This is a genomic window from Moorena producens PAL-8-15-08-1 (assembly GCF_001767235.1).
Lineage (GTDB): Bacteria > Cyanobacteriota > Cyanobacteriia > Cyanobacteriales > Coleofasciculaceae > Moorena > Moorena producens_A.
This window is the reverse complement of sequence record NZ_CP017599.1, coordinates 3,788,183-3,805,749: the sequence shown is the minus strand read 5'-3', so window position 1 is coordinate 3,805,749 and position 17,567 is coordinate 3,788,183. Positions and strand designations below refer to the sequence as shown.

Here is a 17,567-nt window from a genome sequence, read left to right as displayed (position 1 = left end):
ACAGTTAGGTATTGCTATGGCACAACTCCATCATCATCAAGACTGCTGCAATTCTGGACATTGCATTGAAGCTGTTGCTGAGGTGACAACCCATGATGACTGCTGCGGGAACAGTCAAGGAAAGGAGGTCACAACCCATGATGACTGCTGCGGGAACAGTCAAGAAAAGGAGGTGACAACCCATGATGGCTGCTGCGGAAACAGTCAAGGAAAGAATGAATTTAACTTGTGGCGCGAGTTAAGAGCGGTCGCGATCGCTACTCCTCTTTTGTTAATCGGACTGATTTTTCAAGATAGTTTACATCAGACTCCTTTTGGCATAGCTGAATATGCCATCTTGATTCCTGCTTACTTACTCTGTGGTTGGGGAGTGCTAACCACTGCGGGGCGAAATATCCTGCGGGGTCGGATTTTTGACGAAAACTTTTTGATGACCATTGCCACCATAGGCGCGATCGCTATTCACGAACTACCGGAAGCAGTGGGGGTGATGTTGTTTTACCAGCTGGGGGAATTGGTACAGGGGTCTGCGGTGGGGCGATCGCGTCGTTCGATTCGAGCCTTGCTGGAAGTGCGACCCGATACTGCTAATCTGCTAGTTAACGGCGAGATAAAAACTGTTTCCCCTGATCAAGTTGCTGTTGGGGAAATCATTCGGGTACGCCCTGGGGAGAAAGTTCCCCTGGACGGTGAGATTATTCAGGGAAGTTCGCAACTGGATACGTCTGCACTCACAGGAGAATCAGTCCCCCGTACCGTTGTAACAGGAGATCTGGTGTTAGCAGGGATGATTAACCAGTCTGGAGGGCTAACCATTCGCGTTACTAAGCCCTTTGACGAGTCTTCCATTGCCAGAATTTTGGACTTGGTGGAAAACGCCAGAAGCAAAAAAGCCGACACGGAAAAGTTTATTACTCGCTTTGCCCGCTACTATACACCCGTTGTGGTGTTTCTTTCCCTAGCAGTTGCCCTGTTACCACCTTTGCTAATTTCGGGAGCAAGCGCAAGTACCTGGACTTATCGAGCCTTGGTGCTGTTGGTGATTTCCTGTCCCTGTGGATTGGTAATTAGTATTCCTCTGGGCTATTTTGGCGGTATTGGAGGGGCAGCCAAGCGCGGTATTTTGATTAAAGGTTCTACGTTTTTAGATGCCTTAACTCAGGTGAAAACCGTCGTCTTTGATAAAACTGGCACCCTTACTAAAGGAAACTTTCGAGTCACCGATATTATTACCCACAATGGTTTGAGTCAAGAGCAACTACTAGAATTAGCTGCTCATGTAGAATCTGGGTCAAATCATCCCGTCGCCCAATCGATTCGACAAGCTCATGGCAAACCGATTGACAGTTCTAAGGTTGAAAATTATCAAGAAATTGCGGGACAGGGTATTCTCGCCCAAATTGATGGAAAAGTTGTCATCGCAGGAAACGATCGCTTACTCCATCGAGAGGGGATTTCCCATCATGTGAGTGTGGCTGATAGTACGGTAGCTCACTTAGCTGTGGATGGTGAATACAGTGGGCGTATCTTAATTGCCGATGAACTCAAAGAAGATGCCATCAATGCCATCCAAGCACTGCACCAACAGCAGATTAAAACTGTAATGCTGACAGGAGACAGTCAAACCATAGCTAATACTATCGCTCGAAGGCTAGGGATAGATGATTTTCAAGCCGAACTCTTACCAGAGGATAAGGTGAATGCTTTAGAGAAGATCCTCACAGCAGTAAACCAAACTAACCATAAAACCGCATTTGTCGGAGATGGCATCAACGACGCACCAGTAATTGCTCGTGCTGATGTGGGCATAGCTATGGGGGGATTAGGCTCAGATGCTGCTATCGAAACCGCCGACGTGGTAATTATGACCGATGCTCCCTCTAAAGTAGCAGAAGCGATCGCCATCGCCCGCCGAACCCTCCGTATTGTTTGGCAAAATATTATTATTGCTTTGGCAGTGAAAGTCGTCTTTATTGCCCTGGGTGCCATGGGGGTAGCAACTCTCTGGGAAGCTGTATTTGCCGATATGGGAGTGGCTCTGTTGGCGATTCTTAATGCTAGTCGGGTATTGCAGATAAGGGAGTAGGGAGCAGGGAGCAGGGAGCAGGGAGCAGAGATACTTTTGGCAACTTTACATAAGTTAATACAGTGAATTTGATAGCGTTTATCGTAGCTATGAGGTACACATTATTTTTTACCTCTTACCTGCTCCCTGCTCCCTGCTAACTGCTACCTGCTCCCTAAAAACCCGAAATTTGTACCTCACAAGTCGTATAATTGCTATATACAAAGGTAATCATTCACCTACCCTTCAAATTCTGTAACCATAGTTTGCAAAAAATCCTTTACCTCTTGGGGCGATCGCAAATGGTAAACCTGCTTTGTTGCTTTAGCCGCTTCCACATAAGTTCGGTACTTGGGCGTTAGCTTTTTATGACACAGCCAGACCGTGTTATAGGAATTCAGTGTGCCTTTTACTAGGGGACTATTTTCAGGCCAGCCTTCCGGTGGCACCCAAAGACCTTTAACAAATCGCTTTGTGACCCACCAGTAATGTCGCAGCACAGCCATATCCAGATAGACCAGGGTATCGGCTACATCTAGCCGTTGCCACACGGTATCGAGTGAGACAAATCCATCAACGATCCATTGCTCCTGTTGCAAGAGGTGATCATGGGCGGCTTTAAACTCGGCATGGGGCACCTCAGCACCGCCCGGTCTATATTTCATGGAATCCAGGTGTACCAGGGGTAATCCAGTTATTTCGGCTAAACGTTTGCTGAGGGTCGATTTGCCAGCGCCAGCATTGCCAAATACTGCAACTCTATTCATAGTTAGGGAACAGGGAGTAGGGAGCAGGGAACAGGGAACAGGGAACAGGGAACAGGGAACAGGGAACAGGGAAGAGATAAGAGGGAACAGGGAACAGGGAACAGGGAAGAGATAAGAGGGAATAGCGATGGGCTGCATTAAGAGGTGCGACCCGTGGCGAATTTAATTCTTAATGGTAAGAGCGCACCTAACAGGGAATCAACGTCAAAGAAAACTGTACCTCATGAGTCCTAGAAACGCTATAACAATCAATTTCAGTACTGAAATAGTCTAATCTTATCACTGTTCCCTGTTCCCTGTTCCCTGTTCCCTATTCCCTATTCCCTACTCCCTACTCCCTACTCCCTACTCCTATTAACTGTTGCTCCAATTCTATCACTTTTCCCTGAATATCTAAGCTCCGGTATAGTTCTAAACTTTCAGTTAAAAATTGGTAAGCCATTGCTTTAGCATTGGGTTGATTACACTCAACACGACGCAGGTAAATTTCCCCTAAGAGCTGGCGAGCAGAGGCTTCTAGTTTCCGACGGTTGTAGTCTAGGAAAACTTGTAGGGATTCCAGGGCTAACGCTTCCGCTCGGTCAAGGTTTTCTAAGACATTCACCTCTAGGTAAGCTCGGGATATATCTAGAATTTCTTCTGCCCTATCGACAATTTGTCCAAGGTCTGAAAGTAACCTTAAGCCCATGGTGTAGTTGGTTTCAAATTGCTGAATCTGTTCCGGTAGAGTAGGGTGGTTGGATGGTAATCGGCGCAAGCGTTCTGAATAAAGTAAGCTAAGAGCGGTATAGTTGTAGGCTTGGTTGGCTTTGTAGTCGTTGGCTTGACTAATTTCGATGGCTTGACCAATACTTTGCTCCCCTTGGCTGAGTAAGTGGAGGGCTTCGGTTGTGTCTGGAGTATTTCTGGCTAGGAGGCGTTGGCTGCTACCAATTTTTCGATACCGATTCGCAATCATTTCATTTTGACCGAGTTGTTGATGCAGATTTAGGCTTTGCTGGTAATGGTCAATGGCTTTGGTGTAATCACCTAATTCTTGATAACAATCAGCTAGCCAACGCCACAAATTGGCGACATCTATTTGTAAATCCAACTGGTGATAAAGGTCACGGCTTTGTTGGTAGCATGCGATCGCTTGGTCATACTTACACCAATCCTGATATATTGTACCTAGTTGATAGTAGCCATCAGCAATATTTGGTTGGTCATCAAGCTGCTGACTCATTTCTAAGTCTTTGAGTTCACAATCGACAGCTTGCTGATATTTGCCCCAATCTTGATAACAATAAGCTAGAAAATACCAGTGATTGGCGACATTTTTTTGTAAATCCAACTGCTGATAAAGGTCACGGCTTTGTTGGTAGTATGCGATCGCTTGGTCATACTTACCCCAACCTTGATAAATGTAACCTAGCCTAGAGTAGGCACTTGCTACACCTGGTTGGTCATCAAGCTGTTCACGGATGGCTAAGGTTTTGAGTTGACAATCAACAGCTTGCTGATATTTGCCCCAGTTTTTATAACAATTAGCTAGCCGATACCACAAACTGGCAACATCTTTCTGTTTATCCAACTGGTCATAGAGTTCAATGCTTTGTTGGTAGTATGGTATCGCATCGGAATACTTACCCCAACCTTGATAAATGTAACCTAGCTGATAGTAAGCTAATGCTATCCTTGGTTGCTCATCAAGCTGCTGATAGATTGCTAAGTCTTTGAGTTCACAATCAACAGCTTGCTGATAGTTGCCCCAGTCCCGATAACAATCAGCTAGCCAAGACCACTGATTGGCGACGTTCTTTTGTTTATCCAACTGCTGATAAAGGTCACGGCTTTGTTGGTAGTATGGAACCGCTTGGTCATACTGACCCCAAGCTTGATAGATTCTACCTAGCTTAAAGTAGGCACTTGCTACACCTGATTGGTCATCAAGCTGCTGACGCATTTCTAAGTCTTTGAGTTCATAATCAACAGCTTGCTGATAGTTGCCCCAGTCCCGATAACAATCAGCTAGCCAAGACCACTGATTGGCGACGTTCTTTTGTTTATCCAACTGCTGATAAAGGTCACGGCTTTGTTCATAGTATGCGATGGCATCTTCATACTGACCCCAATCTTGATAGATTCTACCGAGCTGAGAGTAAACTAATGCTATTAGTGATTGGTCATCAAGCTGCTGACGGATGGCTAAGGTTTTGAGTTGACAATCGACAGCTTGCTGATATTTGCCCCAATCTTGATAACAATCAGCTAGCCAAGACCACTGATGGGCTACATTCTTTTGTTTATCCAACTGCTGATAAAGATCACGGCTTTGTTGGTGGTATGCGATCGCTTCGGAATACTGACCCCAAGCTTGATAAATGTAGCCTAGCTCAAAGTAGGCATTTGCTATATATGATTGGCGATCAAGCTGCTGAGAGATCGCTAAGTCTTTGAGTTGACAATCGACCGCTTGCTGATATCTGCCCGATTCTCGATAACAATCAGCTAGCCAAGACCACTGATTGGCTACATTCTTTTGTTTATCCAACTGCTGATAAAGATCACGGCTTTGTTGGTGGTATGCGATCGCATCGGAATACTTACCCCAACTTTTATAAATGTAGCCTAGCTCAAAGTAGGCACTTGCTACACCTGGTTGGTCATCAAGCTGCTGACGGATGGCTAAATCTTTGAGTTGACAATCGACAGCTTGCTGATATTTGCCCCAATCTTGATAACAATCAGCTAGCCAATACCATAACTTTGCAACATTCTTTTGGTTACCCAACTGCTGATTGATGTCAAGGCTTTTTTGGTAGAATGCGATCGCTTTATCATAGTCCTCCTTTTTCCGGTAACAAGTAGCTATTGCCCAAGTAATGTAACCTTTGATTGAACTATCTGGGTTTTGATTAATCTCCTCTAAAATCTCAATAGCCTGATCATAGTTATCCGGGCGGAGGTAAGACAGTGCTGTTACAAATTCTATGGCTTGTTGACTTGCCTGATCCCAAATCGGATGTTGTCTGGTTGCTTCCAGAGCTGGGGTCATCTCTTCCCCTAGTTCTATCACTAAATCTATAAGATTGTTGAATAGCTTCGGCTCTGCTTGGTTAACTAGCTGTTTAATAAATTCATTTACACCACTAACTAAGGTTTCTCCGGCTTGACCACAAGCTATGTATAAACTTGCTAACTGAGTTTTTACCCATTGCTCTTCACTTAGCTTTCTAGTATTAGCCGCTTCTTGTAGACACCTAATCACTTCATCCTTCTGATTAAACCTTTCAATCTCCCGTAGCCTGCTCAACAATTCCTTAATCGTTTCATGTTCAAAGTCTTCATCTAACCCCAAGTAAGTCCAGACCAACTGCTGAATCACCCTGGATCGAATCTTGCTGTTGACATCAACATCAGCCAAAACCCGACCGGCAAACAGTAAATCCTGCAATACCGATGGCGACTCCTGATATGAAACCGTTGAATCTTCCCCTAATACTGGCCAAACTAAAACCACATCCTGCGATGATGTTTTTCTAATCTTAATTTCACCATGGTCAATCCTAGGCTGATACTGATCTAAGGGTTTAAAAAATCCTTGAACTAACTTACTAAACCGCCTGGGATTCTCACTGCCAAAATACCCTAAGGCTAACAAAATTGGTTCATGCCAACGGGCTTCATATCGATGGTAATTAATAATATCGAGAATCTCACTAACATCATTATCCGCAATATACCGAGCAGCAAAATACTCCTCAAAGGTCAGATGCATAAACCCATAACTACCAGGGGCACGTTCCACAAACAAACCGGTTGTTTCCCTGACCCTCAGCAAAAAATCATTAATTTGCCACTGCACGCTCTGGGAATCCGGGTCTTCATCATTCAACTCCCCATGGATTTGGGCTAGTTTTTCCCTAACCTCTGCTTCACTGACTAATCCCGAGGGTTTGTGTTCATGCATCCAGTAAGCCAAGGGAGCCAACAGTGCCATCACCTGACTTTCTTTGAGCACTACGGTCTCAACACCAGGCAATTTTTTGCTCAATTGCCAATCTTCGGTCAAGGTCTGGACCGCTAATTCATAGAGTTTTACCCGTTGATTGGGCAAGCGAGAGCCATTGCGGTGAATTAATGCCAAAATCGTTAACAATAAGGGATTGCCAGTCATACGCTTGACTCCCTCACTGGCTGCGATCGCTTCCTTAAGTTCCCGACTTTGGTGATCCGCTTCCTGCTGCCAATAGTATTGACTGGCATCCGGCCTTTGAGCTTTCTCCACCGCTAGACACCATCGGTCCAGAAACCGCTCCACCTGTTCCGGTTCCATCTCAGTAATGGTGAAATGGGAAAAGCGTTCGCTTAATTTAACTTCGCGATAGCCAGCAATCCGGCTAGTAATCACAAATTTGTTATTGGGGAATTTATCAACAAACCCTTCAATTTGGTTAACTATCTGTTGGCGTATGTCCTGATTAAACACTTCATCCAAGCCATCCAACAGCACCAGACATTTACCATTATCTATTTTGTCACGTAAATGCTCAAAAATGGTTGTATTATTATCGGATCTAAAAAGTTGACTTGGTTGTGCCCCCCTAACCCCCCAATCTTGGGGGGAAATGGTCTCAAAGTCCCCTGCCCCCCTAACCCCCCAATCTTGGGGGGAAATAGTCTCAAAGTCCCCCGCCCCCCTAACCCCCCAATCTTGGGGGGAAATGGTCTCAAAGTCCCCCGCCCCCCTAACCCCCCAATCTTGGGGGGAAATGGTCTCAAAGTCCCCTGCCCCCCTAACCCCCCAATCTTGGAGGGAAATGCGATCAAAGTCCCCCAGAATTGGGGGATTTAGGGGGCTATTGCTAACTCCTGTCTCAAAGTCCCCCAGAATTGGGGGATTTAGGGGGCTATTGCTAACTCCTGTCTCAAAGTCCCCCATAATTGGGGGATTTAGGGGGCTATTGCTAACTCCTGTCTCAAAGTCCCCCATAATTGGGGGATTTAGGGGGCTATTGCTCAGTTCTGTATCAGTGTCGTTAGGGGAAATGCGATCAAAGTCCCCCAGAATTGGGGGATTTAGGGGGCTATTGCTAACTCCTGTCTCAAAGTCCCCCAGAATTGGGGGATTTAGGGGGCTATTGCTAACTCCTGTCTCAAAGTCCCCCAGAATTGGGGGATTTAGGGGGCTATTGCTCAGTTCGTTACCAGTCTGATTGGTTACTTCACCTTGCCACTGCTCAGAGAATTCCCTAAGAAACTGTTGCAAGCTCAAGTCCGATTGAGTTGCCAACCGTTCCGCATAATCAGCAATCCGAAAGAACACCGGTAAGCGAGTTTGCCCCAAATTCTCTTTGGCCTCCCCTGCCAATACCGTTTCCTGGTGATCCCGTTGAGCGGTAGCAAAATGGAGCGCTAGATATTTCAGCAGGGTAGTTTTACCAGCACCAGGGTCTCCCAAAATCACACTATACTGACTATCCTGTATGGCTTTGGCTAAATCAACCTTTTCCGGAATAGTTTTAGTATTGCTAGAGATATCGATATCCTGGGTTATCCTTTCAAACTGATCTACCCGAATCGAAGGGCTAGATAAATTAGCTTTAGATAAATGCCTAGCATCGGAGGTATCAACCACCAGCTTCTGACGTTCAGCCTTGAGGGAAATATAGACCTGATCCAGAAAAATATCGACTTGGCGCTGCACCTGCATCACGCCACTAAACTTGAGATAAGAATTCTGGGCAATTAACCACTCCAGATAGGGATAAAATAACCGTGCCAGGGGGGGATGGGTTTGAAATTCCACAATCTGCTCCCGCCAATCCCAGAAATCCGGAGCCCGGAGGCGAAACTCATCCAAAAATTGCGATTTATTGAGCCAAAACATCAATACCATGTCTCGCTCAAACAGGGATTCTCTACCGACATTCAGTCGTTTTAGCTCATTGATGCGACGAGGTGTGTCCAACTGCTCAATCCCGAAGGCCATGATCAGAGGACGACTGGGAGCAGGACTGTTGACAGAGGTCTCTTGATCGAGGGGATTAAGACGGTAGAGAAAATTAATTAAAGACTCGTCACTATAGAAACAGTTGCGAAGCTGAAACCCTTGGTCACTCAAGGCTTCTTGATTAACAACAGAGTTCAACTGCTCCACCACTGGATGGTTTGGACCACTTTCGGGAGCAATGGCAAAAATAATGGTAGTGCCACTGGATAGTGCTAGAGTGGTGACTAAGCTATCCAGCTCATTATGGTCAGCAGGCGTCAATGGATCAGGGGCTGTTGCCATGGGTGAGTATTGAGTGACATAGTGCTGGGGAGAGGGAATCGGGAATCGGGAATCGGGAATCGGGAATCGGGATGGGCTCCATCAAGACAGGGAATCAATATCAAAGAATACTGTACTCATAACTGCGAGAAACGTTATATTTCAAGTGATAACAATCAATTTCAATACTGAAATAATCAAATAGTATTACTGTTCCCTGTTCCCTGTTCCCTGTTCCCTGTTCCTGAATTCTGACTCCCTTGCCACTGTTCCAAGTATTCAATAATAATTGGATGCACATCAAACCAGGTATGGTCACCGTAATACCCTAAGACATACTTATTTTGTAAAAGTTCATCACAAATTACAATGTTGCCTTGGTTGGGCAAATGATGGGTATTGGTAGTTAAGCGACCAGTTTCGTGAACAGTAGCCAATTCCGTAAAATGATAGTCGTTGATAGTATAGGCTTTGCGTTCTTCTTGAATTGCCTCCTTAGCAATGGTTGTGTCTACATATTCCTTTCGTTTCTTCAGGGCGACCTGACAAGCCCCCCGCGCTAGTCGGATTAAATCCCGGATCACACCACCACTCTTTTCAGATAATAGCTCTAGGGCATCGGGAGTGAATAGGTCTGTCTCGTTAATTTTAGCTAATCGTTTGGTAATGACAGACTTCAATATATCTCGACCAACTTGGTTACGGGTTGAGGTGGGACGAGAATTGCGATCGCATTCAAATACAGGCAAATTATACAAATCCAAACATTGAAAGCTTTCCATCGGTTGCCGAAAGCTAGGGGAATATCGTAAGGAAATTGGAATGGTGTAAATAATATGACACTCTAATTCTGTGAGGAGCGGACTAGCAAACATTTCCAGAGCAGTTCTCAAATCATGGCGATCGAGACCATCTACAATCACTAATAATTTTTGCTTACGATCTTTCTCAGCAGCTTTGATAATATCGTTTACTCGATCAATGATGTCACTAACAGCAGGACGAATGTTAAGGGTTTTGGTCATGTCCCGAGTTAATCCCCGTTTCAGAATTAACCCTATTTTTTTTAAAACCTCTGGTAACTCTAACTGTTCAGTATCCGTTTCTTTATCTTGATAAATTACTGTTGTTAGGCTATTTTCCAAATCATCCAGTAAGCGCTGATCCCGATTTGACCACCAGCCTGCTTTAATCGCTTGGCGACAAACCTCCATCCCAATCAACACCACTACCTCAGCATAACCAATGTTATAGCGGTCGAGAGCTGTTGCCGTATCAACCCAGATCACCGCATAGTTTTCTGCTAGCTCCTGTTCAATTCGTCGCAATTCTGTTGTTTTTCCACTGCCCCGATGACCAGCTAACAAAAACTTAGCTGGCTGGTCTTCCATTACCAGAGTAGCGATTAAATTTTCTACTGGACTATCCTCTCGCTGGATATAAAAATCTTTCATTTCCTCTGGTGTGGTCAGGGGTTGCTCTGGGTTAAAGAGTTGGTAAGCTGGTTTCCAATACTTGGCGTTGCTCATCGTTAATGGGAATAGGGAATAGGGAACAGGGAACAGGGAACAGGGAACAGGGAATAAAGTTTAGATGTACTTGATAACTATCATAAACACTATACCTGAAGAAGTCAGGAGTCAGGAGTCAGGAGTTAGGAGTTAGAATAACTTAATTTTTCAGTTAATTATAATTATTCAGCTAATTTTTACAGTTTTTTTAGTTTTTAATGACTTAAATAAAACTGTTTATATACTAGTTTTTAAAATTGCAAATTCCTTAAAAATCTAGTATAATATAATCAAATAAATCCATTCATACATGAGCATCAATGGGGCGATTGCTATAGCAGTTTCATGGCCTATCCACTCAAAGATAAGTACATTAGTTTACTCACCGATTTTGGCTTTAAGCGTGTCTTTGGTACAGAGCCAAATAAAGGGCTACTTATTGATTTTTTAAACACCCTGTTACCACCCCGACATCATATTGAAGATGTCACCTTCAAGAATACGGAAAATTTAGGAAACACTCCTGTAGACCGCAAAGGAATTTTTGACATCTATTGTCAATCCAAAAACGGGGAACGTTTTATAGTCGAGATTCAAAAAGCCAAACAAAACTTCTTTAAGGATAGAAGTGTTTACTATTCCACATTTCCGATCCAAGAACAAGCGCAAAAAGGCGATTGGGATTATCAGTTAAAGGCGGTTTATACTGTCGGTGTCTTAGATTTTGTTTTTGACGACCATAGACATGATGAAACAATCCTACATACTGTGGAGCTAAAAAATCAGGATTGTCAAGTATTTTATGACAAACTCAAATTCCTGTATATTGAGTTACCCAAGTTTACTAAAACCCTAGACCAATTAGAAACACATTTTGATAAATGGCTGTTTGTCCTGAAAAATCTCTCAGAATTACAGAATCGCCCTCAACCATTCCAAGAGTCGGTATTTAATCAATTGTTTGATGTGGCAGAAATTGCCAATTTTTCTCGTACTGAACAGGATAACTACCAAAACAGTCTCAAATATTACCGGGATATGAATAATATTGTCGAGACGTCTAGACAAGAAGGGTTGCTACAAGGTCGCGAAGAAGGTTTACAAGAAGGTCGAGCAGAAGGGCTCAAACAAGGTCGAGAAGAAGGAGCACAACGAGAACGAGCACTGATCCTCCGTCTGCTATCCCGTAGCTTAGGAGAAATACCCAGTGAATTGCAACAGCAAATTCTTCAACTATCACTGGACAAGTTGGAAGGGTTGAGTGAAGCCTGCTTAGATTTCTCTAATGTTGATGATTTAAGGGCTTGGTTGAATCAAAATCAAGAGTAACAAGCTTCTAGAAAATGGCGTTGCTGATCCAAAGAATGAATATGAGTGGGGTGGGCATCCTGCCTGGGGTGAAAATATCAGGAACAGGCAAGATGCCTGTTCCACAAAACTCTTCAAATCATTCCATTATTAAGCAACGCCCCCCGTCCTACTTAAAGCAGAATTCAGAATATTAATTGCGGCGTTTCAGTGAGATAGACATCAAAAAGCAGTCTGCCAATTTCCGCAATCGCACGCTCGCGCTCCTGAGGGGCTTTTGTGCTGCTTTTTGTAAAGACGGCGATTGCCACTCTACGTCCGTCCGGGAGTCGGATATATCCCACGTCGTTGGCAACACCGCCCACTGTACCGGTCTTGTGCTCGACGAGGATGCCAGACGGCAACAATCCTTTGAGGCGTCCAGATCCCGTTTTTGTCCGACCCATAATACCAAGCAAAAATTGGGTACTGTCTGGGGACAAGGCATCACCGTTGAACAGCTTAAGCAATAGATCGAGCATGGCAAGTGGTTTAACCTGATCTCTGGGATCAGCCTCAAACGCCTCATTAGGGGCGGCTACCTGATCAGGGTTGTTTTCTAGGAATTCGGCAGCTTTCGGGATGTTCTCTCGTCCACTATCTAAGTCGTAGAAATCCTTAAGCAACCCTCGCATGTAGCGAGAGATATCCATGCCTTTGATGCCCAGTGAAGTGACATAGTCATCGACAGCATCGGGGCCTCCGACTAGGCGCAGACAGACATCAGTGGTGGTGTTATCACTCAGAGTGATCATGACTTCAATCAGATTTGCCACCGAAAGGGCTACACCTGGGTGAACAAATTCACTCGCGACCACGGGTGATAAAACCCACTCGGAGTCGTCAATCTCAACCAACGTATCCAATCGAAGATTCCCCGCGTCTACTTGGTCAAGTAGTGCCATCGCAATGGGAAGCTTAACCGTACTCGCCATCGGAAACCACTTCTTGGCATTCAGCAAGATTAAGCATCCTCCCTCGACGGGACGGGCTGCGACTCCTGCCGTGCCGACTTTATCCTTAACGAGGATTTTCATAGCGTCGGATATTGCGATCGTACGGTCACAACGGACACCCTGCGATAGGATCTGAATTTCATTCCCTGCCACCAGCCAATGGGCTGGATCGAAGTTAGAAGCTTGAGCAAATTCGGGGAGCATAAAGATGTTACCCAGGGCGATCGCCACCAATAAACTCAGCCAGAGTGATTTCAATCTCATCATTGAGGGATACTCCTTGTTAGTTAATGAAAGGGTTAAACTCAAAGGGACAATTCTGCAATGATCAAGCTACTAAAGGCAACAGACCAATCGAAAGATATTCGACCAATTTTTGGGCGTTGCTGAATAGGGAAATGGTTTAACGGCGTTGCTGAATCTTCGAATGAATAGGAGTAGGGTGGGCATCCTGCCCGCCGGGAAATGAAACGGGCAAGATGCCCGTTCCACCCCTGATTCGCACCTAAAAGATGCCCGTTCCACCCCTGATTCGCACCTAAAAGATGCCCGTTCCACCCCTGATTCGCACCTAAAAGATGCCCGTTCCACCCCTGATCCGCACCTAAAAGATGCCCGTTCCACCCCTGATGCCCGTTCCACAAAACTCAAATTATTCCATGATTAAGCAACGCCGTTTAAAGAAGGTCCCACCATCCATAGACATGGCGAATTCGTGTATTTGCCAAGGTAAACCCATCTAATTTTTTTATTCCTACATATAGTGTTTTCAATTAACACTATATGTAGAAAATCCCTTGTCAATAAGCACAATAGCGATGCAGAGGTGCGACCCGTGGCGAATTTAATTACGGGTCAAACGCACCATTACGGTCTTGGGGGAAACCCCCACTCGCGCTTTGCATCAAGACAAGGCCGGGTTTATTGATAACTATCCTCGGTTGAGTCACAATCTTCTTCTTTTTGGGTTTTAATGCAACATAAATTAATATCTTGTGGTGGTGTCGATGTATGTAGGCTTACCCCCTTCAGAGGATACAACTTTTGGCGTTGCTGAATTGAAGTATGAATGGGCGATCGTCTGGTTTTGGTCAAGCCCCCTAAATCCCCCAACTTTTGATGTGCTCCTGTAGCATCAAGATTGAAAAAGCTGGGAGTACTGATCGTGAATTTATTCAGTTTTTCATGTGCTCCGGTATCATCAAGATCGGGAATGGTGGGGGCACTAATCGTGAATTCTTTCAGCCACTTCTCCTTATCCAGCGGCTCCCAACGCCCTTCATTTTCTACGGGATAACGAATGGATTGACCAGGTTTGACCGGGAGAACTCTAGAATTCTTCACAACGAAGGTACCATTGACAATCACATGGGGAATTCCCGTGGAAGGCAGACCATTTTCCTCAGCTTTATAGGTGGAATTATCTGTCACTTCATCCGGATCGAATATAGTCAAATCAGCGATCTTACCTTCCTGTACTCGACCTCGTTGCTTCATCGCTTCGAGACCTGCATCCCCCAAATGTTTAGCACTCCAGTAGCTTGTTTGTGCCAAGGTAAACATCAGCGGTACACCTTCCTCACGTCCAAGGCGTAATGTTTTTGCGAAAGCTCCCGCTGTGCGAGGATGGCCTGCAAACTCCGTATAGTCGGCCTCCCATGGCAAAAGTGTATTATCTTCCCCAACTCCCGCCATACCATCAGCGGCAACTGTCATGTCGGGAATGGTTAACCAATAGGGAATCCAGGGTTCTCGGTAGGGAATGAATACAACAACCGCCTGTCCTGGATTTTCTGCTTTCAGCGCATCATAGCCAGCTCGATCCAGGCACTCGTCAGCTAACGGATCGTAGACCGTATATTCATAGCGATAGCCAAACTTATCTACCCACATTTCAGGAAGGAGGAAGTCAGCGGTGATAGGCGTAGAGCCAGCCTCGTAGGGGTAGTGCTCACTCCAAACGTTGTACCCCTTCTTCCGAGCCATTTGTAGTTTTTCCTCGTTCTCCCACCAGCCATAGTCGTTGTCATGGGCAAGTAGCAGGGGAGCGTCCAGCAACATGGCATTAACCAAGACCTCATCCAGGGCAATCGTAGCTTCCGTTGGAGGTTCCGTGCTGAGGTGATATCGTGTATGAACAGAGGTCAGTCGCCCGTATCGAGCTGCGGTTCGCTGGGCCTCAAATTGCTCGTAGCTGTTGAGGCCACTTGCCATGTAGGCAGCACCAACGCCAATACCAATAGCACCCTGTCGTAAATCCTCATCCATTGCTTCCATGATCTGGTTAGTCTGCTCAAGTTCACTGCGGGTGACAGACCATCCGGGAACGCCATCTTTCTCCGCCTGTTCGATGTAATCTTGTAAGTTTGAAAAATCGACGGGTTCCTCAAACGTCACTTCAGGATCATGTACCTTCATGCGATTGAGAATGAGGCCACTAGTTGTACCGTAATTCATCTGCCAACCATCGGTAGCCTTTTTGTCATACCAGTCTTTAACCTTGAGCGCACCCAACTCCAGATCCATCCCAGTGGTAACACCATCACGCAACCCCATCTTCGTGGCAAAGGGGTCAACCGCATGAAAATGGGTGTCGATAAACCCTGGAGCGACAACCAGTCTTCCCTTGGCATTAATCACTTCTGTGCCACAAATGTCCTCTTCGGTAATGGTGGCAATAATGCCACCCTTGATGCCAACATTTCGGACTGCGTCAAATTCCTTTTCAGGATCCATTACCCGTCCATTCAGGATGACAATGTCGTAGGGAGTTTCGTCCAAACAATCGTCAGACGCCATCGCGGGTTGACTGACGATTGAAAACATGAATACAGTACAGATCAGAAAAGCCTGAAAGCTTTTCAGCAGAATTTGTTTCATGATTGTCTTGCAATACAACGTGTTTTGTGATTAAACAGAGGTCATTCAAGAGACTTTGGTATAAATTAATACCTTATATTTAACCCTCACATCTATACAACATAGGCTTATGTGTGGTAATAAGTATGAGGGGTATCACCCCCATGTTTAGCTGGACAGGATAGATAATCAGGGCAAACCTATCTTGTTAGGTAACCTGGTATAGTTCACAATAAACCCTAGTTTATTAGACCTCTTGCAAAAGTATTTTTTTGATACTGTTTCTCTGGCCGTAGGCCACGCTACGCGAACGATTCTTCTTCACTATTCCCCATTCCCTATTCCCTATTCCCGACAACTGCCGCGAAGTCTATTGTGCTTATTGATAAGATAATTTCGACATATAGTGTTTTGTGAATAGCTGGCGGGGCGACATTGTCGCCCCGCCAGCTGAATATGATATAATAAGCCTCTGAAAAATCGTGGCACAGGCTTCGACGCTGGGACCCATAAGCTGATAGCTGATAGCTGATAGCTGATAGCTGACCGCTGATAACTGATTAAAACATATCTGACATCCAAGGTTCAGATCCAGAAAACAATAATGTCGCTAGTGACAACGCTTCGTTTGTGGCTTTCAAATAACCTGTAAGTTGCAGTTGTCTAGGACTATATAAACCACTATACAAAGACGCTAAGCCTCGGATACTAATTTGAAGATCCCCATTACCTCCTGGAGTAACTTCACCTTGCCCTTGATTAACACGTAAACGGAATCTACCGTTATTAGCCTCAATCAAATCATCCTTAACTTCCAAGTGTAATTCCCCATCGATTCCTACCGGATAACCTCGCTTTTCTAAGGCTTTGGGAACATCAATCACTCGTGTCATCCAGTAATATCGAGTGTCAATTTTCGCCGTTTGTTCTGGTAACACTAACATTAACGGGTCATGGGGAGAACTATACCAATACACCTGATTGACTAGGGAGCGATGATCAGCGATAAACGTCCAAAAACGCTTGATAGCAGCTGTGGTCAGCAATGCCCAATCGTTAATCGTAATCCGAAGCCCCTGATCGTCTTCCTCTTGAGTAAAAATTATGTAACCTTCCGGTAGGGTTTCTGAGCCAATCAGATAGCTATAGATAGTTTCTTCTGGTTTTGCTAGTATTGGTTTCACCAGATTTTCCCAGATAGCTCGATGGCGGTCTAAATTCCCATTATTGGCTTGAGCGTGTTGGTGATAGACCTCCTCGAAGACCTGGTAATTCTCTGGCTCCACTCGATGCATGGGAAGATTGCGTTCGCATAACGAAATCGTTTTGGTAGACAATTTCCACAGGCAACGGTTTCCTGCCCGTTCATAGCACACTTTCCGATACAGGGCGTCAGTAGCAGCATATAACGTAGAAATTGGCACGCCCTGGTCATGGAGTGCCATTATAGTCTTAGCCATTAATTGGTAAGCTACCCCTTGACCGCGATACTCTGGCGCTACACCAACCACAGCAATTCCTGCCATCGGCACAGGTTTACCGAAAAAATTGGGTAATCGCGCCCCATTAGACGCGCGCCTTAGAATAGGGTCGCCTTTATAGGGGACTGGCTATGAAAAAAAGGTTAAAACTTATTAAATAAGGCGACCCTATTCTTACGGTAACTTTAAATCCTTATAGGACGGCTTTATTTTTCAGCTAAAACTTGACAGTTTTCACAGAGCGTGTTATAATCATATTATAAATAAAAAACTAAAAAGCTAGATAAATACTATCTAAAAATAAGTAGGCAACGTAAAAAATATG

Annotated in this window: 9 protein-coding genes; 2 read left to right on the top strand and 7 right to left on the bottom strand. The window is 45.0% G+C overall.

Going from position 1 to position 17,567, the window contains the following annotated elements; all coding sequences use genetic code 11:
- Window positions 1-16 precede the first annotated feature (16 nt).
- Entirely contained in the window at window positions 17-2,086 is a 2,070-nt protein-coding gene (locus tag BJP34_RS14180) for a heavy metal translocating P-type ATPase (RefSeq protein ID WP_083305165.1), read from the top strand.
- On the opposite strand, the gene BJP34_RS48860 is transcribed toward BJP34_RS14180, so the two are convergent.
- The 4 genes from BJP34_RS48860 to BJP34_RS14165 all read right to left on the bottom strand — a co-directional run bounded on the left by BJP34_RS48860 (window position 2,058) and on the right by BJP34_RS14165 (window position 10,617).
- Window positions 2,058-2,186: a hypothetical protein gene (locus BJP34_RS48860; protein ID WP_267876566.1), complete on the bottom strand. Its 129-nt coding sequence runs from the start codon at window positions 2,184-2,186 to the stop codon at window positions 2,058-2,060. The two genes, BJP34_RS14180 and BJP34_RS48860, sit on opposite strands and share 29 nt — an antisense overlap.
- Window positions 2,187-2,304: 118 nt before the next feature.
- Window positions 2,305-2,970 (bottom strand): adenylate kinase, encoded by a 666-nt coding sequence (locus tag BJP34_RS14175; protein WP_229424358.1) that lies wholly within the window; start codon window positions 2,968-2,970, stop codon window positions 2,305-2,307.
- A 193-nt stretch (window positions 2,971-3,163) separates the two neighbouring features.
- Complete coding sequence (locus tag BJP34_RS14170) at window positions 3,164-9,109, bottom strand: tetratricopeptide repeat protein (RefSeq protein WP_229424357.1); 5,946 nt, start codon at window positions 9,107-9,109, stop codon at window positions 3,164-3,166.
- A gap of 176 nt (window positions 9,110-9,285) precedes the next feature.
- Complete coding sequence (locus BJP34_RS14165) at window positions 9,286-10,617, bottom strand: P-loop NTPase fold protein (RefSeq protein WP_070392910.1); 1,332 nt, start codon at window positions 10,615-10,617, stop codon at window positions 9,286-9,288.
- Between the two features lie 327 nt (window positions 10,618-10,944).
- Here BJP34_RS14165 and BJP34_RS14160 point away from each other — a divergent pair, with 327 nt between their 5' ends.
- Window positions 10,945-11,928: an Rpn family recombination-promoting nuclease/putative transposase gene (locus tag BJP34_RS14160; RefSeq protein WP_070392909.1), complete on the top strand. Its 984-nt coding sequence runs from the start codon at window positions 10,945-10,947 to the stop codon at window positions 11,926-11,928.
- 164 nt (window positions 11,929-12,092) lie between these two features.
- Here BJP34_RS14160 and bla read toward each other — a convergent pair whose 3' ends face one another.
- The 3 genes from bla to BJP34_RS14145 form a co-directional block, all read right to left on the bottom strand.
- On the bottom strand, window positions 12,093-13,169 hold the full coding sequence (gene bla, locus BJP34_RS14155; RefSeq protein WP_202972096.1) for a class A beta-lactamase: 1,077 nt from the start codon (window positions 13,167-13,169) through the stop codon (window positions 12,093-12,095).
- A gap of 654 nt (window positions 13,170-13,823) precedes the next feature.
- Window positions 13,824-15,701 carry an aminoacylase gene (locus BJP34_RS14150; RefSeq protein WP_193431325.1) on the bottom strand — a complete coding sequence of 626 codons (1,878 nt, stop codon included), beginning with the start codon at window positions 15,699-15,701 and terminating at the stop codon, window positions 13,824-13,826.
- A gap of 620 nt (window positions 15,702-16,321) precedes the next feature.
- Window positions 16,322-17,347, bottom strand: a complete 1,026-nt coding sequence (locus BJP34_RS14145; RefSeq protein ID WP_083305164.1) for a GNAT family N-acetyltransferase — start codon at window positions 17,345-17,347, stop codon at window positions 16,322-16,324.
- Between the last annotated feature and the right edge of the window lie 220 nt (window positions 17,348-17,567).